Origin of the sequence: Sphingobacterium siyangense (assembly GCF_023277505.1) — a bacterium.
Classification (GTDB): domain Bacteria; phylum Bacteroidota; class Bacteroidia; order Sphingobacteriales; family Sphingobacteriaceae; genus Sphingobacterium; species Sphingobacterium siyangense.
Map to the genome: position 1 here is coordinate 2,818,701 of NZ_CP080574.1, position 22,982 is coordinate 2,841,682.

22 protein-coding genes are annotated in these 22,982 nt (G+C 34.3%); 16 read left to right on the forward strand and 6 right to left on the reverse strand.

Going from position 1 to position 22,982, the window contains the following annotated elements; genetic code table 11:
• Nucleotides 1–600 precede the first annotated feature (600 nt).
• Together K2F45_RS11400 and K2F45_RS11405 are read left to right on the forward strand one after the other, a co-directional pair.
• On the forward strand, nt 601–2,493 hold the full coding sequence (locus K2F45_RS11400) for a hypothetical protein (protein WP_248933601.1): 1,893 nt from the start codon (nt 601–603) through the stop codon (nt 2,491–2,493).
• A 415-nt stretch (nt 2,494–2,908) separates the two neighbouring features.
• Nucleotides 2,909–3,394, forward strand: coding sequence for a hypothetical protein (locus K2F45_RS11405; RefSeq protein WP_248933602.1), 486 nt, complete (start codon nt 2,909–2,911; stop codon nt 3,392–3,394).
• 36 nt (nt 3,395–3,430) lie between these two features.
• Here K2F45_RS11405 and K2F45_RS11410 read toward each other — a convergent pair whose 3' ends face one another.
• The 3 genes from K2F45_RS11410 to K2F45_RS11420 form a co-directional block, all read right to left on the reverse strand.
• Nucleotides 3,431–3,835: a hypothetical protein gene (locus tag K2F45_RS11410; protein WP_248933603.1), complete on the reverse strand. Its 405-nt coding sequence runs from the start codon at nt 3,833–3,835 to the stop codon at nt 3,431–3,433.
• A 270-nt stretch (nt 3,836–4,105) separates the two neighbouring features.
• Nucleotides 4,106–5,035: a hypothetical protein gene (locus tag K2F45_RS11415; protein WP_248933604.1), complete on the reverse strand. Its 930-nt coding sequence runs from the start codon at nt 5,033–5,035 to the stop codon at nt 4,106–4,108.
• 215 nt (nt 5,036–5,250) lie between these two features.
• Nucleotides 5,251–6,060 (reverse strand): LuxR C-terminal-related transcriptional regulator, encoded by an 810-nt coding sequence (locus K2F45_RS11420; RefSeq protein ID WP_201670957.1) that lies wholly within the window; start codon nt 6,058–6,060, stop codon nt 5,251–5,253.
• Nucleotides 6,061–6,211: 151 nt separating this feature from the next.
• Here K2F45_RS11420 and K2F45_RS11425 point away from each other — a divergent pair, with 151 nt between their 5' ends.
• From K2F45_RS11425 to K2F45_RS11490, 14 genes are all read left to right on the forward strand, one after another.
• A complete protein-coding gene (locus tag K2F45_RS11425; RefSeq protein WP_201670959.1) occupies nt 6,212–6,658 on the forward strand; it encodes a hypothetical protein in 447 nt (148 codons plus the stop codon).
• Between the two features lie 16 nt (nt 6,659–6,674).
• Complete coding sequence (locus tag K2F45_RS11430; protein ID WP_201670960.1) at nt 6,675–7,064, forward strand: hypothetical protein; 390 nt, start codon at nt 6,675–6,677, stop codon at nt 7,062–7,064.
• A 146-nt stretch (nt 7,065–7,210) separates the two neighbouring features.
• The gene (locus K2F45_RS11435) at nt 7,211–7,627 is read left to right on the forward strand and encodes a hypothetical protein (protein WP_248933605.1); all 417 of its coding nucleotides are present in this window, start codon (nt 7,211–7,213) and stop codon (nt 7,625–7,627) included.
• Between the two features lie 44 nt (nt 7,628–7,671).
• Nucleotides 7,672–8,505, forward strand: a complete 834-nt coding sequence (locus K2F45_RS11440) for a hypothetical protein (RefSeq protein ID WP_248933606.1) — start codon at nt 7,672–7,674, stop codon at nt 8,503–8,505.
• A 62-nt stretch (nt 8,506–8,567) separates the two neighbouring features.
• Nucleotides 8,568–8,882, forward strand: a complete 315-nt coding sequence (locus K2F45_RS11445; protein WP_248933607.1) for a hypothetical protein — start codon at nt 8,568–8,570, stop codon at nt 8,880–8,882.
• Between the two features lie 26 nt (nt 8,883–8,908).
• Nucleotides 8,909–9,151: a hypothetical protein gene (locus K2F45_RS11450; RefSeq protein WP_248933608.1), complete on the forward strand. Its 243-nt coding sequence runs from the start codon at nt 8,909–8,911 to the stop codon at nt 9,149–9,151.
• 93 nt (nt 9,152–9,244) lie between these two features.
• On the forward strand, nt 9,245–9,724 hold the full coding sequence (locus tag K2F45_RS11455; protein ID WP_201670968.1) for a hypothetical protein: 480 nt from the start codon (nt 9,245–9,247) through the stop codon (nt 9,722–9,724).
• Nucleotides 9,708–10,361: a hypothetical protein gene (locus K2F45_RS11460; RefSeq protein WP_201670970.1), complete on the forward strand. Its 654-nt coding sequence runs from the start codon at nt 9,708–9,710 to the stop codon at nt 10,359–10,361. The genes K2F45_RS11455 and K2F45_RS11460 overlap by 17 nt, the downstream gene beginning before the upstream one ends.
• Before the next feature lie 41 nt (nt 10,362–10,402).
• Nucleotides 10,403–11,173 (forward strand): helix-turn-helix transcriptional regulator, encoded by a 771-nt coding sequence (locus tag K2F45_RS11465; RefSeq protein WP_201670971.1) that lies wholly within the window; start codon nt 10,403–10,405, stop codon nt 11,171–11,173.
• Between the two features lie 114 nt (nt 11,174–11,287).
• Nucleotides 11,288–11,782, forward strand: coding sequence for a hypothetical protein (locus K2F45_RS11470; RefSeq protein ID WP_248933609.1), 495 nt, complete (start codon nt 11,288–11,290; stop codon nt 11,780–11,782).
• Nucleotides 11,783–12,294: 512 nt separating this feature from the next.
• Nucleotides 12,295–13,335: a hypothetical protein gene (locus tag K2F45_RS11475; protein ID WP_201670973.1), complete on the forward strand. Its 1,041-nt coding sequence runs from the start codon at nt 12,295–12,297 to the stop codon at nt 13,333–13,335.
• Nucleotides 13,336–13,355: 20 nt separating this feature from the next.
• Complete coding sequence (locus K2F45_RS11480) at nt 13,356–13,943, forward strand: hypothetical protein (protein WP_201670974.1); 588 nt, start codon at nt 13,356–13,358, stop codon at nt 13,941–13,943.
• A 254-nt stretch (nt 13,944–14,197) separates the two neighbouring features.
• Nucleotides 14,198–16,282 carry a CHAT domain-containing protein gene (locus tag K2F45_RS11485; protein WP_248933610.1) on the forward strand — a complete coding sequence of 695 codons (2,085 nt, stop codon included), beginning with the start codon at nt 14,198–14,200 and terminating at the stop codon, nt 16,280–16,282.
• Nucleotides 16,283–16,306: 24 nt separating this feature from the next.
• Complete coding sequence (locus K2F45_RS11490; protein WP_248933611.1) at nt 16,307–17,944, forward strand: S8 family peptidase; 1,638 nt, start codon at nt 16,307–16,309, stop codon at nt 17,942–17,944.
• 1,225 nt (nt 17,945–19,169) lie between these two features.
• Here the strand turns inward: K2F45_RS11490 and K2F45_RS11495 are convergent.
• The 3 genes from K2F45_RS11495 to K2F45_RS11505 form a co-directional block, all read right to left on the reverse strand.
• Complete coding sequence (locus K2F45_RS11495; RefSeq protein ID WP_248933612.1) at nt 19,170–20,018, reverse strand: hypothetical protein; 849 nt, start codon at nt 20,016–20,018, stop codon at nt 19,170–19,172.
• 67 nt (nt 20,019–20,085) lie between these two features.
• Nucleotides 20,086–21,159, reverse strand: coding sequence for a hypothetical protein (locus K2F45_RS11500; protein WP_248933613.1), 1,074 nt, complete (start codon nt 21,157–21,159; stop codon nt 20,086–20,088).
• Nucleotides 21,146–22,864, reverse strand: coding sequence for an AAA family ATPase (locus K2F45_RS11505; RefSeq protein ID WP_248933614.1), 1,719 nt, complete (start codon nt 22,862–22,864; stop codon nt 21,146–21,148). The genes K2F45_RS11500 and K2F45_RS11505 overlap by 14 nt, the downstream gene beginning before the upstream one ends.
• Between the last annotated feature and the right edge of the window lie 118 nt (nt 22,865–22,982).

Genomic DNA, 22,982 nt, shown 5'->3' on the forward strand with positions numbered 1-22,982 from the left:
TTTTGTTTTTATTTAATTATTGTTGTTGTATAATTTCTTTTATTGATTTGTGTGATGTTTGTGGTGATAATTTATTTTGTTTTATATCCTCCGGTATACCTCCTAGATCCTTATTTTTCAGTATTGTTTATTTTCACAATTCTGCTTCCAATTACGGTTATTAGTATCTAATTATCTAATTGTCAATAAATTATTTATGCAATACGGCTTTATTTAATTGTTATGCTTTAATAAAGGATATTTATACTTTTCGGGAGAGTTTCCCACTGAAGTGGGGGAAGTTATTTTTCTTTAACAGTTCCATTTTTTATTGTTATAAATATTAACTTTTCGGTCACATACCATTTAGACCGTTAGTTGCCTTAACCTAAGTGATCTATCTGCGTGCTTTTATAAGCCTGTGTAAGCTTCAATTTTTATAAAAATTATCTACCTAATAATAATTGTCTGCCTGAAGATTAACTCGGTTGTGGTTTCCCCGAATCAATTGTACTTTGAGACTTTTCGGTATCTCTTACATACCGCTTACATACCCCTTGTTTTCCTCAGATAGACCTAGCTACCACTATACCTTTGCTCTACACATAAAAACAAAAGAATATGGCAAATCAATTTTTAATTAAAGACTCCATGCAGTTGATGAAGAATTTAAGTTCTACTGAAATCGCTGCACTGCAAGACGGAACCTACGCCGGAGTAGAATTATTAGGCTATTATGAAAAAGGTGACACACCGTCTCCGATTATCTATTATTTAGCGCCAACTACACCTGACCCCGGAATTGACGACGGTGGAAGTGTAATTGTTACCACGGTCGGGAGTAAACTGGTTCATCATTTCGATATAGTTTTCCCTGAATATTTTGGGGCAAAAGGAGATGGCCTGACGGATGATTCAGCCGCTATTATTAAAGCAAATCGATATGCCGTAAAAAGCAAATCAACAGTCTTTGAATTTCTTCCAAAAACGTATAGTGTAGGAAAATTTTCAACGCCCAATAATATACTATTTGTGATGATATCTAATCTTACCGTAAATGGAAATGGGGCGATTTTGAAATTGCAGGACCATGTTTTGGACACTGCTGCGGCAAATGTAAAGTTCATTTATGCAGAAGGCCCGATTAATAATTTTAAAGTTTTTAATTTGACTTTAGACTTTAATGGGGTCAATAACTTGGTGCCGGGAGTGAAAATGAATTTTTGTATTGCTATTGGATGTTTTTTTAACAGTGATGGAATCATAATTTCGGGAAATACAATTCTAAATAATCCAGCACGTCAAAGCCTTTTGTTTGGCGATGGAGTTCAGGGTAAGTTTGCGAATAATATTCTTATAACCGACAATGTCTTTAAAAATTTTGGGAATGCGATTAGTGGAAACAGTTCCCAAGACGATCACTCTGTCATCTATTTGTGTGGGGAGAACCCGATAGTCACAAATAATAGTTTTATTAATGAAAGAGATTTTATTGCAGAAAGACTTATGCCATTGTCAACAGCGGTTGAATTGCATTCTTCAGCTTCGGTAGTGACAGGCAATGTTATAAAAAATTTCAAACAGGCATTTGTTATTGCCGCAATGAACGAAGATCAAAAAAGTTCGATATATGCTAATAATGTATGTAATAATATCGGCAGGCTGGCAGAAGTATGGTCAAGAAATAATAGTGTGTTGGACGATATATTGATTGCTGACAATATTGTCACTCAATCCTATTATTTACCTCTTATTGATGCCTATACCAATACGCTTACTCCAGTAGGTAAGATTGTTATCGAAAATAATATTGTCGAAAACACAAGAGAGCGATCAACGAGTCTTTCAAATCCCTCATTTTACGTTAAGAACGTTAAAAATGTTATCATACGAAACAACCAGCTAAAGAAAATTCCAGGCGGATTGGGGTTGTTTAATGGCAGTTCGGAGATTGATATCACCGTTGATGTTTCCAATAACTCATTTACAGATTGTGGTAATACCGATCATACTGCTGCTTATATGTCACATCGTGGGTTTCTTTTCAATTTGGGTAAATTTAAAGAGTTGCGTTTCTATGGTAACAGTTTCTATAAAACCGAAATTAATAAGAGCTATATCGACTATATGTTTCAATCCGATTCTGCTGTTGATGTCTTACATGTAACAGAAAATATATCTCGGAATATAAATGATATTCAAGTCCATTCGACAGCAGAATATAGCGAAATTGTGATTAAACATGCAGGCAGTTTAGATCCGAGAAATATTCATCTTAGGGCATCATTTGGAAGTACTATAACAGATATTTCTTCCAATGTCAAATGGGAGAAGATAGGAGGAAATCAGAGTTGGAACGGTTGGCGCAAAATTACCTATGCAGACAATGTGCCTACAAATGGAAATTATGTTGCCGGAGATTTGGTGTATAATAATTCAATTACAGCTGTAAATCCTGAATTAGGGTGGACTTGTATAACCAACGGTACCCCAGGCGTATGGAAGGCTTTATAACTCGGATGTGCGAACAAAGATATCCTCTTTATTAGCTGATTTTTTCTTAAACTGTTAAGCTTCCCTCTGAGGAACTGAGGGAAGCTTAACAGTTTAATGGCTTTTCTCTTTATAACTAAAAGATTGATGAGTCAATCTATTTGTCCGCTTTAAACGTGAATGTGGAAGTGAAAGAAGTTGATGACTAAAATTTAATAAGTTTTTTACTACTCTTTTTTACAGATAGTTGATATAAAGTTATCCTAAATTGAATATCTAAAACGATCATGGTTAAAAAAGTCAGGTTGAATCTTTTTCTACGTTTTCGAAATTCTTCCTACATTCGAAGGTTTAATCTAGAAGACATTGCATCTAGTGATCTTTTATGTAAATGAGGTGTAGTTTTTATTTAAATTTAAATCAGCCGTAATTATCTATGAATTTTAATATTGCTTTGACGATAGACTCCAGGGCAGGAGGTAAGTCCCATATTCTATCGAATCTTTCGATCTATTTGAAGAAATATTTTAGAGACAAGGATTATGGTGCCGATCTACTAAATTATACTTTAGGGTTCACAAGTGTTTTAGCTCCGGAAGGATATGAGCATTTTTTTGAGAAGAAGAAGCCATTATATGTTTCGGATAGAACGACCAAGAATAGATTTACCGGTGAGCAACACCATATGTACAAACTTTTCATAGATAGTATAGTGATCGAGCCTGATCAGTATGAAGATTTTGTATCAGGAACTGACCTTCATAGTTTGGAAATTATTAAAGCGAAAATATTGGAATCTCTATCCAATTTGGATCGTCTACCTAAAAAGGTAAAAGATTTTGACAAAGAAAGGTTCAGAATAGATATGAGAAACCTATTAGCGCAAACAGATGACATGCAAATTATTTCTTCTCAACCTTAAACACCAGTCCGCAAACAACTGTGATAAGATCCATATTTATTGAGATTTTATTATCGTTAAATCGCCATCATCAAATCCCACCGTTATTGCTATAGCTTGGGCAAAAATTGAAGTTTTGAAATCTTCGGATTCTACATATGCTTGAACTAGCGATTCAGCATATTTTAAAATATCCTGCCAGTCTTTATCTTTTAAAAATTCATTACCGAATGAAAAATATTTCTGTTTAGGCTCAAAGTCGATATTGGTAGCCCAATCGTCATCATCTTTATCGAAAACTTTGGATCCAGTGAGATACATAGTGAAGCCCTCTTTTGATTCGAAAAGGCCGAAATTGAACGCAATTATTGATTTATCAATCCTTTCAGTTTTGTTGATGTTATCCACCCATTCGTGGAATCTTTGATCGACTGGTTTAACTTTATGCAGATAGCTCATCATGGTGCAGTAGGAGTAATGTCGTCAAAAATAATAATTAATATGTGTCTATTCTGGTTTTATTTTCGAGCTGAGGAGAGGTTCGAGTGATTTTATCTCATTGAACTGCAAAGTGGAATCTGCCGATGCTCAATTATTGGCTTATCATGAAAAGGATGCCATGCAAGGAACTATCATATGATGTGAAATATTTCGGCGCTATTACAGGCGTTGATAATACTGATCTTATTCGCTAAGTGTTGATCAAGTTTAAGAACTATTTTAGGCCTAAGATTATTCAGCGATCATGACCTTTTCCTCCTTGATATTATTTAGAAAATCCGTGTATTTTATGGGTAGCTTTTTTCTGTGGTAATAAAAATAGAAGTCAAATGAGCCCCCGATGATTCCCTTATCCAGAGCATATACAAATCGATCAATTCCTCGCTCAAAATCATAATTATACTCATGTTGTGTCCAATCCACATAGGTCCAAAACTGATATCCCGTTGCATGCTGTGCTAAGGTAATTTTTTTGGATAGATATTCTCTTCTGTCCCGGGACCAATCTAAAAAGGAGAGCGGGTCTTCACCTATCCGATATAAAGGGAATTGTAAACTAGGATAAGCGCCTTTAAATATTTTTTCGAATTGAAGTACACTATAGGCCGAATCTTGGGTATTGATAGTCCCATAGACATTCGTAAAAGCTTGCGGACGATTGCGGACTGCGTAAAACTGTAACAAACAGTATTTTGGGGCATAATAAGTATCTCCTTTTTTTATAATTAGCTTATACGCATTAAAATACTTTGTTGTTTGCTTCACAGTAGTGTTGAAGTACGATAACGTATTTTTTTTATGAAGCACTTCCAGATCTTTAAAGTTAATCATCGAAGAACGTACAGTATCAGGGTTGATTTCATACCAATCTTCTGAAGCATCTAAATCTGGTAGAATGCAAAATAGCATGATATTATAATCATGTTGTCCATTATATATACCTTGATTACAAATAAACGTTGGTACCTTACTCATTACATTAAAAAGATGCACTTCACGCTTAATCTTATATAGCGGATAGGTGTTTAACCTAAAGGATGAGGCTGTAAACTCTTTGCTATCCTCTTCAAAAAGGAAATATTTGGTCTGACTCAATCCTTCATTGAAGTACAATAGGGAGATAAGGATCAACAAAATTTTAAAGCACTTAGTTTTAAGCATAGCAGTGTTCATTTTGTTTGTTAATTAATTTCTTTCAATTAAAAATTAGTTGCATTTAGTACCTGCTTTGAAATAGCCTGACATGATGGAAAAAGAGAAGTTGTTAATTCTGCGGCTTTTCTTCTGTTGAATGCTTAGCAATTCCTTTTTCAATGTGCGGTAAGGACAATGAGAAAATTTGACAAATAACAGTTGTGACTTTTAAATGGGATATTTTATATGAAAAATTCTATATTCGAAAAACAAATCAGCTGCAGTAAACCCCATTCGATACATTTGCAGATAAATTCACCTACGCTTTTTGTTCCCGTTTTCCGAAATAGATTTTTCCGATGTGTCCTTACGGTATCTGGCGAGATAAAAAGTTTTTCAGCAATCTGCGGGCTGGAGTTCCCTTTGGCAACCAAGGATACGATTTCCATCTCGCGCTTGGAAAGTTTAGGAATATCAAATTGTGGAAGCTGTTTAGATAGGTCGATCTGACAATAATCATCACGCGTACCAATACCGGTAACGAGCACAATTTTATTATTACTTTGGGTGATGTGCTGTACATCAGTATGAATATTCAATGCAGAGGTTAACCGTCCCGAATCATCCTTAGCCAGATGTATAGCCTGATGATGAAACAGATGATAATTACCCTTGGAAACACGCATTCGAAAGCAGTAAGACGTTTTCAAAAACAGTTGATGTTCAAATCCAATTTCCTTCATTTTGACTAATGTGGCTTCCTCAGCTTTCAGGACAAACTCCAGATCCTCCGGATGTATTTGGTCTATGATCTCTTTGATTGTGGTTGGTTGAGTAGGTATGCCATGAATACTTTTCGTATGTTCAGAAACATGAGAAAGCGAATAGTCTGCTAGATTGATGACATAATGGTAGTACGGCCCAACTGCCAAAATATCCGATAGGTGATTCACAATACCATACGGTTTTTCTGATTGAAAATCATTTGACAATGCATCAGGATAACTTTCCCAAAGGTCGGCAAGGAGGTGATGATGTTTCTTAGGTTCCATAGGCTTTCAATCTATAGTCAATAAAGTGGCTTGATAAATAGGTTATTTATTCTTACTAAAATAAAAAAAATATTTTAATATACCTCAATTGGGGTATATAGCTATCAAATGCTTTGCTGTAAATTAGTATTCGATATGATATATTAGTTTAATGAAAACTGAACGTTTTAATGATCAGAATAAGAGGTTGACAGATTTTCGGACAGAGGTATTGGTTGTTTGTCCGAAATGTCGAAGGCAAGCTGTGGCAAGCGTAGATTATACGAACAAAAAATCAAGGTTGCAGTGTATATCCTGTGGTTATAACAAAGAAAAAACAACAGAGACACGGGTGTTTGGAATTAAAGGACATATCGAGGTGGCAGCACACGTTTATTTTAGTGCAGAACTGTGGTTGGTACATACCTTTAAAGATGATGTTGTTTGGGCCTATAATTACGCGCATCTTGATTATTTAGAAAGTTATATTTCGGCCAAAATACGGGAGCATAAAGAACGAAGTCATTTTACCTTGCTCGAAAAGTTGCCTAAATTTTACCATGATGCAAAAAACCGAAGCGCATTGTTGAAATTGATCAACAAGATGCGAAAGCGTTAACGCTAGCCTTGGATTTATGAAACGATTGAATGTAATTTTCTTTATATCATTATTTGGTTGGGTTTATTCGGCGTCAGCCCAAACTACTCAACCCAAAGATAGCGTCCTGTTGGCAAAGATCTATCTGCTCGATATTCAGAGATCCTTTTCTAAGAAACAAGAAAGACAACAAAAGATCGTTATGCTTAAAAGCTTAATCAACAAAGGAAAAACGTTGGACAAGGTCTTTCACCGAAGTCAATTATCCCACCTATCACGCTCATTTCAATTTATATTACATTCTTTGGTACTATACACATCTGATCTCAAAATTGCTGCTGATAGCCCTATGGAAAGGCAGTATCTCGATAAGAACATCCCATTACTGCTCAAACAGATCGATAATTTTCGTGCTTCCAATCAATAGGAGTCCATTTTACTATTTATCCTCCAATCTCTTTTCTTAGAAGTGATGCAGATGAACAGCTATTTTAAAAATACCCCATTTGGGGTATTTACCTGCATGTATGAAATATAGAACTTAGCATTGCTGTATTAACTAAAAAATTGATTATGAAAACTATTGCAAAGATGGCGTGCATATTCCTGTTTATAGGCTTTGTAGCTAAGAGCCATGCACAGAAGAAGGAAGAAACGGTCTACGCTTTTTGTTATTCCTATAAAGCTGGGGATAAACTGCTCTATGTATCCAATATCATAAACGGTATTATAAATAGTGATATCTATTACGATGTCAATCGAGATGATTTGCAGATTCAATTTACGGCAAAGCTAAAGACGGTCGTTAATGACTATTACAATTGGTCAAATGCGTATAGAGGCTTTCATGGCAGTACACGTACGGATGGCTATGACAAAATTGATGAAGAGCGTACAGAGATCATAGGCAAATTTAAGCAAGAAGGGTATACAATTCGTTATGTGAATACTTTCTCCTACCGGAAAGGAAAAATAGCTGATGGTCATTAAAAAATAAGTCAACTAAATCTTTTAACCATTTAAAAATCTAGATTATGAAAAAATATTTAATTATACTTCTCCTATTTGGCTGGGTGGGAGTAGTTTGGGGGCAAGTAAATATAGATTATGGTAATTATACAATAGATATTACGGCGACTCCTCCTATAAATTATGAATCCGAGATCGATTACAGAAATGGTAAAGATACAAATGGTACTTTAAAATTTAAGTATAATATTAGGATACCTGAAAAATTTAATTTAACCATTACAAAAAACTCCGTTTCACAGCCTATTTTATCTGTCCCACAGGCCTTCACTCCATCACCTCTAGTTCTTTTTCAGGGTACTATGGTTTTTGATAGAAATACCGAATACTTAGTTACAATAACTGACGCGAACGGAGATAATAAAAAAGTGTATAAGCTTAGAACAAAATCGGACTGGAGTTGGACAACTACTTTTGGTGCAAATGCAATTTTCTTTACGAATAGAAATAAATTTATATCGAAAGTAAGCAGTGATAACAATCTAATTGTTGAAGAAGTCCAAGATAAAAAGCAGATGGAATTTATGCCTGCAATTATGTTTACTTTTATGAATAATCATAAGGATGTATCATTTGGATTTACTGGTGCATTAGGGGTAAATCTTGAGGAAATTGCTGTTTTTACCGGGGTCTCAATCGGGGTTGGACAAAATATTATTCTTACAGCAGGCGCAGCTGGACATAAGCAGACACGTCCAAAATCAGATTATTATATCGGTCAAGTTATCGAGAGTTCCACTACCTCAGATAATCTGAATGAATCGCAATATCGTTTTAATCCCTTTTTTGGTATTTCTTTCCGAATTGCAAAAAATCCTTTTGGAAAAAAATCGGAATAAATTATCTAGTGAAAAATTTATACATGGTGTTATCTATCATTTCTTTAAATTATAAATATGCTATGAAAAATCTACTTATACTTTTTACTTTTTTCCTAGGATTAGGACTAACAAATGCCCAGGAATCGAAGCCTACGAAGCAAGAAACCATTCAATTTATTATTGATAACTTTCAGAAAGATCAACCGATTTATTATGAAAAAGTTAAAGACCAGGATAATGGTTCCTTACGTTTTATTTTTACTAAGGTGCTTATTGAAAATATTTCTTTCAAAGGTTGTGATCTTCAAATAGATGTCTCAGAAATGAGAAATAACTCTTATGAAAGAAAAGATTGGAATAAATATGAATATTTTATTTTTTCACATACAAGGTAATTATTCCATTGAATAAAATTGAGTCGGTGAATGCAACGGATAAAGCAATTGCGTTCAATTCCATAAATGCTACGCAAATTATTTCAGTTGAAACAGATTCCTATATTAAAAACAAGCTAAGCAACGAAATCAGTGACAAAGAAAGTAAAAAGGAAAGTTTGAGTACATGGAATCTTCCTTTTAACATTAAGGAGTCAACAAAACTAACGAAAGCCTTTAACCACCTCCGTAAACTCTGTGGAGCACCAGAACCTATTTCTTTTGATTAAAAGATAATTTACTTGAATAGATAAAGTAAAAGATCGCCGGTTTATGGCGCTTGATATTATTGACTTCTGATATTAACTCAAATGGCACGCAACATGAAAAACCTATTTATACTTTTCGCATTATTCCTAGGGATAGGCGCGACGAAAGCACAGACCGCAGACCAAACCATAGAATGGCTTCAGGCAAAAGTGCCCCCATTGCAAAGGGAAAGTGATTTTGGTGCAACCATTAAATTTAAAGATGAATTCTGCGAAGCAGCCTCTTCTATAACCACCTCTTTTCCAATAAGGGTTGTTGAAGTTCATGTATTTAAGTATTCCAACATAAAAAGTATATCCTATCTCCAAAAGGAGCTTGCGGGTAAATTATATTATAAAATAATTATTACTGGTAATTTTCAAGCAAACAAAATTGGTTTTAACAACGAGGTTACAGAAACAAAAAACGTTGAAACAACAGATTTCATTTTCAATGCTAGTGTGGAAAAAGAAGAAATCTTACGGATTGTTAAGGCTTTAAAACATTTAGCCACGCTAAAGGGAGCTAAACTTATCAATGATAATTTATTCTAGCAATAGAAGTACAATCAATTACTTTTTGCTCTTACTCATGCATTACACCATCCTACTATACCTACTGTTATCTTTCCTGAGTCTATCCGCTCAGGAACAGGTAACACTTTACAAGGGCAAGAAAGCGCGAATTACTCCCATCGTTGAAACACATGATAGTAAGGGCTTTGAGCCTTTCAAGATAGCTGAACGCGTAGAACTATTATTCTACACCAGTAATCGTTTATTATGGCGCCCTAACGCTGAAAAAAATCCCAACGGACTGGTGACCAATGGCCAGTTAAATATTCCAGCCGATAGCGTTGCTGGGCGGGTACAATTGGATTCTGCGCAATGTTCCGATTGGCAGTATACCTTGTATCAAAGTCAGCTCTGTGAGGAGCTTATGGTCGCGGGATGTTATGAACCCCGACATCTGCTTGTCTTTTACGGCCATGACGACAAGCCGTTTGGCTTTATCGAAATTTGTGTCAGCTGTGCGGGTGCCTGGGTCAGCGAAGGACTCCGGACTTTTGTTGTCTGCCCCGAACGAATGGCTGTTCTTGGGAGTATGGTGAATCAGATCGCTGAGAAGAACAACATCAGCTCTACAGCAACTAGAACAAAAAGTGCTGAACAAAAACGAAAGTTCAGGTAAACAAACCTTTACTGCTATAGGAAAATATAAGCATTAGGATCATGGAAAATAAAGAAAACCAACTGGTGACTTCATGGGACAATTACCCTGAGCTATTTTCTCCCGAAAAAGGAGTTGAACAGCAGCTCAGTTTGGTTGACTTAATAGCAGATTTTCTATTCACAGGAAATTATTATTACTATATCATTGATATTGTTGGCAAGGTGCTTTCAAACCAGCATCCGAATATCCTCAAAACACATGGACTAACTGATATGCCTAAAACATTAAATGAAATAGTCGAATTGGTTCATCCAGATGATATAGATTTTGTGATTCGGGCAGAGGAAGCGGCGCATCGATATATTCTTAGTGTCGGAATTCAGCACATTCAATCGTTGAAATGCTGCTATTGTTTTCGTATGCGTGTGTCAAACGGTACATACCGATTATTTCATCACCAGTCTATTTCTATTGTAGTGGACAGTAAATTCCGAATAGTCAAAAGCCTCAATATTCATACGGATATAGAGCATATTACCAGCGTCAATAATCATATTGTAACTGTAATGGGAATCCGAGGAAATAATGAATTCCATCAGATATTCATAAACGACACTAAAATGTTTAGCTCCCCAGTTACGAAACTCACTATAAGGGAGTGCGAAATTCTACGATATATTGCCAAAGGATTTTCGAGCGAAAAAATTGCCGAAACTCTGGGTATTACAACCAATACCTGTAGAACACATCGTAAAAATCTATTTCGAAAAATAGGCTGTCATAGCGTTGCAAGTTTAATTAAAAAATCAACAGAATTAGGGCTGTTGTAAAAGTTGTTTACATGGCCGAGAAACGTCAATATTTAAAAAATACCCCATTTGTGGTATTTACCTTTATTTATCAAATATGTAAGTTAGCTTTACTATTTAACTGAAAAATTAGCTATGAAAACAATTGCAAAGATGATGTTTATGTTTATGTTTATCGGTTTGGTAAACAAAATGCAGGCTCAGACAAAAGAAGAAACGGTAAAGTGGCTCAGAGAAAAGATGACGAAAGAATGTTTTCTGGAAAACGATAAACTGAATAGGAAAGTTAGAATATTAGCTGTGAAACTCGATGATAATTTTTTGATGATAGATGTGGAAATTAAAAAAGAAAAAGATGATAATTTTGGAAAGGCTGGCCGTGCTTTACATCAAGTTAGCGTGGATTTAACCCATTTAGATTTAGATTTTATTACACGATACGGAGGATTAGCTACGAATGGGAAGTATGTAGAAGTATCTGAAGGACCGTTGAATAAAGGTCTTTTAGCGTCTTATTATTTTTTTCGAATAAATCCCTCTTGTGAACCAGATATAATCAATAGGTTTAGAAGGTCTATTGAGCATTATCTTTCACTGATACCCGCAAGAAAAGGCAACGAAATATTTTAATTTAAGTTAATAAACATCAACCTTATATTTGCAGCATACCGCCGACATAATCCTTATATTTCAAAAAGCCCTTTTATATACTTACTTAATCAAAGATAAATTGAGATAACATAAAACGTGAGCGACACAAAGAGAAAATGATAGGTGATCTACCTCAATTTGAAAATTAATTAGAATTTAGTTTTTAGAGATTTAATAATTTTTGCACCTTAAATATAAGCTAATAACCTATAAACTTGAGTATTATGAAGTCTGCCATAACTCTTAATTTACTCTTATTTTATTGCCTTATCATACGTGATGTTGGTGAATACCTATATTATATTTCCGATCAATTTTTGCAGAATATTACTTATTAACTCATGAACAGTTCGCGTATTCAACTTTAAGAATGTATCTCACACGTTACCGAAGAGAGTATTTGGTTGTTTACACGCATTATCTAGTCATATTTTTAATTAAAAACTATTATTATGGATTGTCAAAATCAACAGAATGCTTTTAACGAAGCAATGGAAAAAATTCAGGTACAACTGAAAGAGGAGCTAGCAGAGATCGCTAGAAAAACAGAGGAAAGAACCGAGGAGCTGAACGATGAATTTAAAAATGAAAATGATCTTGCTCAGGGTGTTGGTGCAGTTGCGGGAACAGTAATAGGAGGTGTGCTAGGTGGTCCTGTGGGGGGACTCGCTGGAGGACAGATCGGCAGGCAGATTGGTAGTTTTTTCACCATTGAAATAGGTACCCAACAGCACAAAATATCTTTTGATTTGCCGGAGATCGATATGAAAAATCAAGATTGGATCTTCAAGGTCCCTTCTGTAACCATGAAAAATACTGATATAATCTTTGATTTACCTACGCTTGTGATGAAGACTGTTGAAGGGCCTCCAATCTGGAAAACAAAGGTTGAGATGAAAACCGTCTGTCACAAAACACCATTTGGTAAAGTATGTTTTGATCAGCCCCAAGTGGTCGGGTGGTGGGATAAGACTTACATTGATGTGCCGACATGGGAAAACCGAGAGACACGGATTGTACTTGGAGTTCCAGAGATTACAAACAACGAGCAGCGAATTGTTATTGGTGTCCCTGAAGTCATGATGAAAACTAAAGAAATTGTCTTTAACCTGCCTACAATAAAAATTATGTTTATAAAAGATGCAGGGAGGGAGCTAGCAGGAGAACTGGAGAAGATTGCTTTGGCGGCACAGGAAGACGCAGCAGAAAAACAAGGAAATATGAAGGAGAGAATGAAACTGGAATTAGCTGAACCTGCAAATGCGATGTTTGATTGCTACCGAACACAGCTTTCGGAAGAAAGGATAAAATTTGCTGATAATTATGATGTTGAAATTAAAAAATTGTCAGATGCTCTGTTGATTCTGAAAGCTAATAAAGTACCTGAAACCGACAATGACTATGTAAGCCAGAAAACTCAACTTGATGCACAAATCGCTAACCGGAATTTGGCCTTACTCAAATTTGATGAGGCAATACAGAAATTTGACAATGAACGTCAGGACGCTATAAATAAAATGATAGGTTTATAATTACTTTAAATTGCTTGAAGATGGCTACAATAAAATTTAAATCGAGTGGCGAAAGCGAGTTTGTTTTGGAAATCAACACAGAAACCTCGCGGGAGGGGGCACATTTCAACTGTTATGCAGGCGGAAACGATTACAGAACAGCTCAAGGTATTTACGAAGCAGACAAAGGTTATGTTATTGTCGAATACATGCCCATTATGACTAGCCAGTGGGGAGAAAGTGGTTATTCGACCATGCTTATGGCAAGGGACGGAAATATTGAAAAGATGGAAAAGATAACTGAAAATATCGATGAGCTGCTTAAATACGACTCGGAACAAAATAATGAAAAAACAAAGGATGAGCTCAACTGGGTCCGGAAGTATTTTTTTGATTATTATTCTAAAATTACCACTACAAATTCTCATTTTGAAATCAACGCTTATGGAAAGTCAAGAGAGATCAAGGTCCTCGGCGTAGTCGTCGACACTAAAACAGCAAATATTGAAGGACATTTCGTTTTCAAAGTAATGAAATTGATATCACCTGAGGAATTGACTTTGCTGACGACATTCTTTGGTGATTGTATTCGCAAAAATGAATCAGTAACTCATATTTTTATGGATTAGAAAAGGTTTAAAGGATATGCATCACAAAGTATTAGTGTGATTTTAACCAGTAAAGGCGGTTTAAATATTTATTACCGCCTTTATCTTCTGTTCATATTAAAGCACCTGTATTTTAAGAATATGATCATAAACTCTGTTTTAATAAACTTGGCAAATTAGTTTGCGCCACTTTGATCAAGTTTGATGTAACCAAATATTAATGAATTGATTTACAGGTTATTTTTATATATTTATAGTAGCCATTTAGATTAACCATGAAACAGGATCAACTTAAAGATTTTTTTACTGTTCATAAATTTTATACAGTAGACGAAGCCGAATCAGCGAACTCTTTTTATGAATTGTTGATGAATAGTGCTGATATTCCTATTATAGAATATGAGCTTGGACATCTATTTTTTTTCAATACGGAGAAAATTTTAGAACTTTTTACAATATGGAATAGCGATAAAATCAACGCCACTGTCAACGATTTTGTTGATTACGCTGCGGGGGAAATGCTCGAGTTAATTTGGATTCCTTCCGATCTATCTATTAAAAATTTCTTCAACGAGGATAAAAAAAATCCAGATAACGTGATTAGATTAAATGATGAACAAATCACATCTCTTCTCAAAACCTGGGTTCCCGTTCAGTATGATCATCTTCAGAAGCGAGACCATATTTTAGATATTTGGCGGAAATATAGAAAGGACAAGTACCTGGGATTAGATTCGATATTGGGAAAATATGATACAGAAGATACGATTTTCTTTGATAGTCTAGGTGGTGGTGGGTTTAAAAGTGGGAGCGCCAGAATAGACAATATTTATGGACAAATAAGAGAGAAAATTACTGATGCTGATAACATACCGTTTGAAACTAAACCTGAGACCAAAGCCTATGACATTCAAATTGAATATCCAAGTGAGCTATTATTAGGTGCTGTTTTTGATGTAGCTTTTATTTTAGATCAGGTTGAAACACCCGGAGGTAGAGGCGACGTAATGTTAGCTGACGATTGGGTGATTGATATTTTTGTGAACGCAATATCGGGGCTAGATATTGAAGGAACAAGCTTTCAATCTTTAAAAGTTAATTCCGAAAATATTAATAAACCATTCATTTTTAAATTTCTTTCGAAGACTATAGGTGAAGGTAAATTTAGTGTGATGGTGCTACATGACGGACGGCCGATTTTTCGTGAGGTATACACCGTTTTGATTGACAAAGAGGATGCAGATATTGTTTCTAATATCGAAGTTTCTTCCGGAAAAATATCTCCGTCAGCTCTAACAAGCCCAGATCTAACATTATTCATAAACGAGTGTTTCGAAAACGGTAGATTCAAATTAAAATATTTACTCTTTTCGCCAAACGAAGAATTGGATATATGCTATAAAACTTTTGAAACACCATATTTTCAGCAGAGCGATCCAGCGGCGTATTTTTTAGATTTTTTCAACGGTATAGATCGTATTCCTTTGGACTCAAAGGAGCAGCGCCTTGCTGCAGTTAAAAGAATGGAAGCAAAAGGAGCAAATCTTTACAAATCGCTAATTCCTGAACCATTAAGAACTTTATTTTGGGAGATCAAAGATGAGGTAAGTACTGTCGTTATCAATTCTGACGAACCATGGATTCCATGGGAACTGTGTTATCTGTATTCTGAACAAGAAGGGAAAAATAGTGAGAGCTTTTTTCTCTGCGAAAAATATGATGTTGCACGTTGGATTCAAAGTACACCATTTACTACTTCATCGCTAAGCTTAGAAAATATGGCGGGTATTTTTCCTTCGGATTCAGGACTCGCTTTAGTGGAAAAAGAAAAAAATGAAATTCAGAAAATCGTAGGAGATGGTAAACTTAGTTTAATACCTGCTAATTATAGGGATGTTGTCGATAGTTTCGAAAGAGGAGGATTTAGTGCCTGGCACTTTTCAGGACATGGGACAGATGCTAATACCACAAATGTTGATCATTATTCGATTCTTTTGGAGAGCAACGAGCCCATTAGTGCGTATGATATTACTGGATTGAAAAATCTAGGAAAATCTAATCCCATAGTTTTTTTTAATGCTTGCCAAGCAGGGAAAGGCGGAATGGGTCTTACAGGGTTGAATGGTTGGCCAAAGCAATTTATAGATAATAATGCGAGCGCATTTATTGGTGCATATTGGTCGATTCATGATGAAAGTGCCATGAAATTTGCCATTTCATTTTATCGTTTTTTATCGACTGGAATGACTATTGGTCAAGCATTTCGTCAGGCGCGGTTAGCTATTAAAGAAGAAGGTAACCCTACTTGGCTGGCTTATACACTTTATGCCGATCCATTTGCCCGTTGTAAAAGTTCATAATTTTTAACCTATAATCCACATATTATGCACAATCAATTAATTGTTCAATTTAAAGTTTCTCCTGAAATTATGAGGACGAGAAACATCGATGGGGTGAAGGCAATTGCCACTGGTAGTGATACAGTTTTAGAGTTTTTGGACTCTGAGGATCCACAGTCTAATGAGTGGGACCAGGCACATGCTTTATTTGATAAGGATGATAATATAGCGTTCGCTGAACCTGACGTAAATGTGAGTTTACAGATTCCACCAGAATCGTTGGCCAATGAAAATGAAATTGATGGAATAAAATATGATGAATTTATTGCCGAATGGCCATTCCCAAAGGAATCAAAAAATGTATGGCATTTGGCGGAAAACTATTCCCAACTAAAAGCTGCTAGAGATGCGGTGTATTCGTTGCCTAAGAAGGCTAAAATTAGAATAGTTCATCTTGATACGGGCTACGATGAAGATCACGATTCCTTTCCCAAGGAACTTGTCAATATATCATTAAGTAGGAATTTTGTTGATGGGGAAGATCTTTTCGATGCGAGAGATCGATTCACAGAAGGCATGTTGAAAAATCCGGGTCACGGTACAGGTACATTGAGTATTTTGGCAGGACGCAAAATGCCAATTGCCGGAATAAGTACATTTGACGACTATATTGGTCTCAGCGAAGCTATTGAAATTATACCTATTAGGATCGCGAAATCAGTCGTGCTCTTTAAATCTTCAAGTTTTGTTAAAGCGCTCGATTATATTGTCAACGAATTAAATAGCAAAGAAGAAACAAGAGTTCATGTTGTGACTATGAGCATGGGTGGATTAGCATCCAAAGCATGGGCAGACCTTGTGAATAAAGCCTATGACCAAGGTGTATTTATTGTTACTGCAGCGGGAAATAATTACAATAAACTTCCTACACGTAGGCTTGTCTTCCCGGCGAGGTTTAATCGCGTTGTAGCAGCCTGTGGAGCTACTTATGATTATTCTCCATACGCAAAGCCAGATGGAGAGGGAAGTTTTTCTTTAATGGAAGGCAATCATGGTCCTAAATCACTCATGAGGACCGCCATTGCAGCATTTACACCAAATGTCCCGTGGGCAATATGGAAGAAAAAAGATCTCTTCGGTATCCGAGGTAACGGTACTTCTTCTGCGACTCCGCAGATTGCATCTGCTGCTGCACTATATTATTGTAAACATTATGAAGCATTGGAAAGTCTTCCAGATCGCTATATGATCGTGGAGGCTATTCGAAATGCGCTGTTTTCGACAGCACTAAAAAAGATGGATAAATTTGAGGGATCCTATGAATACTACTTTGGGAATGGTATACTTCAGGCTGCGGAAGCCTTAAAAGTTCCTGTTCCAGAAGTTGGATTTCTAAGAAATAAAAAAGAAAAGAAAGATTCGGTCTTTTTGCCTTTTATCCGTTTGATTTTAGGGCTCAGATCGGGAGTAGCTACAAACGAAGAAATGTTAGAAGCAGAGCTCATGCAATTGGCGCTATCTGATCCCGAAATCCAGCGTGTTATTGATAATCCTGATACAGATGATATTTCCGAGCTTAGTAATGAGCAACGTATTGAATTTGCTGCTCTGATTCGTGAAAATCCTCGTTCCTCAAAAGCGTTAAAGAGTGCGGCTGACCGAATAATCAGTAAATTGGAGTAAGATAATATTGAAGGATAATAACTGAAAAAATGAGGCTGTCTCAAAAGGATAGTCTCTTTTGCTTTTCGTATCCAGTGGCGGTACGATCTTAATTGTGAGTTAGCTCGCGTAAATCTTTTTTCGGCGGCTGGTTAGCAATTCGATTTTCCCTTCCAAAGTAAGGTGATAGAAGTTTTCGAAGCTATCCTGATAGATTACCCATAATACCTATCGTCAGTTTCCATTACATCGTCATCAAACCATTCATCATTTAGAGGTACTTGTAAAGGTTATTTAAGTCTGCTACATCCTGACTTGTTTGAAAACAAGGGTGAAACTAAATCCTAAAATTCTCTTGGTCTTTATAAGGATCGGGTAGTGGTACAATCACAGTACCACGGAATAAATCTCCAGGATGTTCTTTATACCTGAGGTGGGTGAACTTTTCGCTCAAATTTTTCATGACAGGCAAAGCCCTTAGTATTCTAGCCCATCTGGAAACCCCGTAGCGCCAAGAAAAAAAGCTAGATGAACAATTGTTATATGGAAACATAAAATTACAACTATAGTTAAAGGCCTAATGGTCTTTAAATCAATTCTAAGTAAAATAATTTGAGTAAGGTATTTATCGTAGTATATACCGTATGCTAGCGTAAAAATAGATTGTGGAATTAAGGAAATCCCTAACAGAACCTTTGTCAGTTGGCTATCTTGTAGTGAACCAATATTATTCAATATTACTATATCCGTTACTGTGAAAAGTATCGAACTAACAACCAAACACAAAAATAAGCCCCTCTTTCGGACGGTGTTTTTTTTAGTTGTATTACCATATCTCTTCAGATATTTTTCCAATCCAAAGTCTTCACCTGTCAGTCCACGTATTCCACCGTACATCATTATTAAATATACGATTATGCACGGAAGCAAGGGCATCAATATGAAGATCGTTTCGGTATTCATTTCCATAATAGGTTAGCTATTTTTAAATATTATGCTAAACTTCCTTTTACAAACATGCCTGTTAAACAAATTTACTGTTTTATCAACGCTCGGTATTTTTATTTCATTGCTAATATTGGTGAGGATACGTTTAAATCGAAATCATTAGAGAAACTTACGGCACCCGGTTTTAAGCCTGGCGGGTACTGATTGATCCGAAGGAAAAGTTATATCCAGTTCATTGGAAATAGGATAAGGGTAATTTTGAATTAAATATCATATCTATCCGTTTAGAAATGAATTATTACCATCCATTATAGGAATTATAGAATTTACTAATCTCATTTGCCAAGATTATACAATTTTTAAAAACTAAGACCTTCTGATCTACTTCTTTTGTTCTTTTTTCTAGTATTTCATTATCAGAAATTGTTTCCGTTAAGTTACTATTTAAATCATAACTAAAGTTTACAGATTCCCTATAATCCTTAATTAATTGTTTTTCGGCATAAAATTTAAACTTTTTTGTAATCTCAGTATGCATAATTCCATTTATAGCACCAGAAAGAATGGTGGTTGTGGTTTCATCTCCTTTTAAAATTTCGTAAAACTTTTTAAAGCAAATTTCAATTTCATCATTGATATTTGTTAAGAAAGCCCCATATAGAAGATTTTTATTTTTTTTGGATAAATTTGTGTTTTTAAAGAATGAATCACACAATTTAAGTTCCTTTTCATATGTCTCTAGAATTATATGGAGTCTAGAATAATGTGGAAAATAACCTTTCAAGTCTTTTGCAATAATATTCTTTACTTCTTTTTGAGCCAAATATTTTAACTTTTCCTTGCTATGATCCAGTTGTTTGTAAATTAAATCTAATATTCTATTGAACTCGATTTCCTTCTTCTGTATTTTAATTTCATTTTTTTGTGCTATAAAAGTTTTAACAACATAAAATACTGTTCCAAATGTAAATATTAAGCTAGAGATACCCGTGATTACTTCAAAGGCAATTCCATTTTTTTCATTTACCCTATCTAAAAATAGTGCTACGAAGATTGAATAAATTATCGCGAAACAACAAAATAACAGCAGAATAGCAATTCCATCCGTTAAATAAAATTTTTTGTTCTTATTTTTTTTCTTTTTCATTGTGTATAAAGCCAAAAGGCAGAAGTTTTAAATTTTACAGAGTGATTAAAGTAGATAAGCCCTATCTTTATTTAAGTAATAGATCTAATTCTAATGATATATCACGTTTTATTTTTCCTAAAGAGTATTTATTTATTAACTTCTTTTCGAGAGGGACGCCAAGTGCTTCTAGAAGACTATCTTCTTCTTTTATTTTTTCCGAATAAAGATCAGGGAATTGGGTCATATGGGATCGTGAGACCTTTGGAGTATAGTATTTGAAACATTTTAGAAAATTAAAAATTTGCAATTTATGATTCTGATTATATCGTTCAAGAATTTTGAAATCTTTAATCGCATTTTCAGGATAATTTCTTGCATTTTTTAAAGTAATTTCTATCGATTCTTTGTTATCAGGAAGCAATGTGTTGACTTTAAAACAAAAAAAATCGTCAAAGGATTTTTCAAATGGATTAAAATGTGTTGAGATTTTGAAATCTTTTTCGCGTTTTAACTGTGCATTACAAGGTGTACAGCCAGGTATTAAGTTAAAAAATGAAAGTGCCAAATACGGATATCGTACTTGTGGATAAAAGTGATCGAGCTGATGAAGTGCAAGTTGTTTTTCTTCGCTATTTAAATCTTTAGTAAATTTAATAATATCTACACTTAATATATTGCAATATGGACAAATTTGTAATTCCAATTCTTTACAATTATCAATACATATATCTTTAGAACGATATTGAGTTGAATAATTAAATACCTCTGACACAATTTTTCCAAAGGGGGTAAGTTCTGCCTCATCATAACTTATGTATTTAGATAAAAAGATCTTTCCAAACTTCTTATCAATAATATTAGTTATAAAATGTAAAACTCTTGGTCGACTGCAGATTATTGCTTTTAATAATTTGCAATCTTTTGCTAATAGGAAATCCCAAAAATCTATTTGATTTTGAATGCCTAAATTTACAGCATTTTGACGTTCAGAATTAATTCTACCCAATAACGATTTTTTATAGGGCTCATAAATTTTTTCTCGTTTTCCATTTGAATTTATTCTAGTTTTAGCTTTCTTTTTAAAAGGGGTTAAAAAAGCGTAGTATCCTTTAGCCATCTCATCGAGATCTTGAGACGTACAATTATCAATTCTTTCCATTTAATATCCGCTGTATCTCAAACTTTATTATTTTGTCACCTATCTGATTTAATAGTTTCTGATCTGTGCTAGTCCAACTTTCTTGGCTATTTTTTGCTTTTTGAATTAAGTTCTGAATTTTAATGGAAGCAAAATTGCTTATCAGGTTCCCCTTAAGGAAAAAAGTATTTAGATATAATTCACCGACATTTCCACCAAATGTATTTTCATCTATGGTTTCCTTTTCTAATATTTGGCATCCACTTAAGCTATTTTCTATATAAATCAGGTGACTTTTCGTTAGATCTGAAACTAAAAAAGGTGAATGAGTAGTTAATATCAACTGTATTCTTTGCGCAAATATTTTAGGTAATATTTGCATTAGAGAATAGAGATATTCTATTTGCCATTTCGGATGAAAGTATAGATCACCTTCATCTATTGTTATTAGTATATTTTCTTTATTGATCTTTTTTTGAACAGAATAAAGTCGACTATAGAGATTTAAAAATGCTTTCTGTCCTGAACTAATGCCTCCCCACTCTATGCTAAAGTTAGGCGTAAAGCCTGAACTAGATCCTATATATTGAATTACAAAATCTACAATTTCTTCAGTAAAGGGAGCTTCGAATTTAATGTTACGATTTGTATAGCTTCCTTCATTATTTTTATCAATCTCATAGTACTTTTGTATACCTAAGTTTAAGAGAAATTTGGTTTTTTTTTCACATTTGGGATAATCATTTGATATGAAATAAGCGACCTTATTTGTAATAAATTCATGAATCTCATTTATTCTCATTTCCGACATCCTTTCAATATTCAAGAATTGTAATGTTTCCTTTATTGCTTCAATTCTCAATTCTATAGGATGCCCCGGAGTACCTGGCACTTTTCTTTCCTTTGGGAGCATATCATTAAGGACAAAATCCAAAAACACCAAAAATGACGTAAAATAACTTAGCGATCTGCTTGATTCGGTTAAGGTGATTTTTTTACGAAATTTCGAACAAAATTTGCTTAGTTCGTTAGTTCTATAAATACCTAATTGTACAATTTTTTTATCGAAAGCTCGACATTTATTTAATAGAATATTCCAAGTAGGTGCGATTAAAATCACTGATGTCGGATGAATGTCTACAAAAGGTTTCTTTTGATTTGTATTTAGAATATCATTATTTAAAAATCTTAACTGATTTAGAATCTCTTCTTTTACTTTAATAATAGAAAAATCTCCGTATTCATTTTGATACAAATTATTGGTGGACAAATTAAAAACTTTTTTTCCGAAATTATATCGTCTTCCATCAAAAGTATTTGTGAAAAATATAGCAGACATTGGAGTTTTTATATTATTATAGTCTCGCATTTTAATTCTCTTTCCATTTCTAACACTATAGTGGATTTCCATTTTATTTTGGATTACTGTAAATTCTTCATTTTCTTCAAAAATTAGAAAAAAGGATTGGGAAATCTTAGTATTACCTTCATCCATCATAAAATTTATTAATTCTAAAATATTAGTTTTTCCGGTGCCATTTTCTCCAACAATTGCTGTTACATTTATAATTGAATTTGGGAAAAAATCGGATATATAGTCTTCATTATTTTTAATAGAGAGTTCTCCAGATATACTATCAAATTTGATAGTATATCTAGAGGAAATGTTAAATCCTTGATAGCTAATGTTTCTAAAATTTGAAACCCATATATAGACCAATTGCATACTATGATTTTTGAAATTAGATAAATTTAAGATCTTAGTTTTTTATTGTGTTTTAGAATTGATAATTGTCTCGTTATGAATGATACAAGAACATAATTCTTTATTTTGAAATATTTCA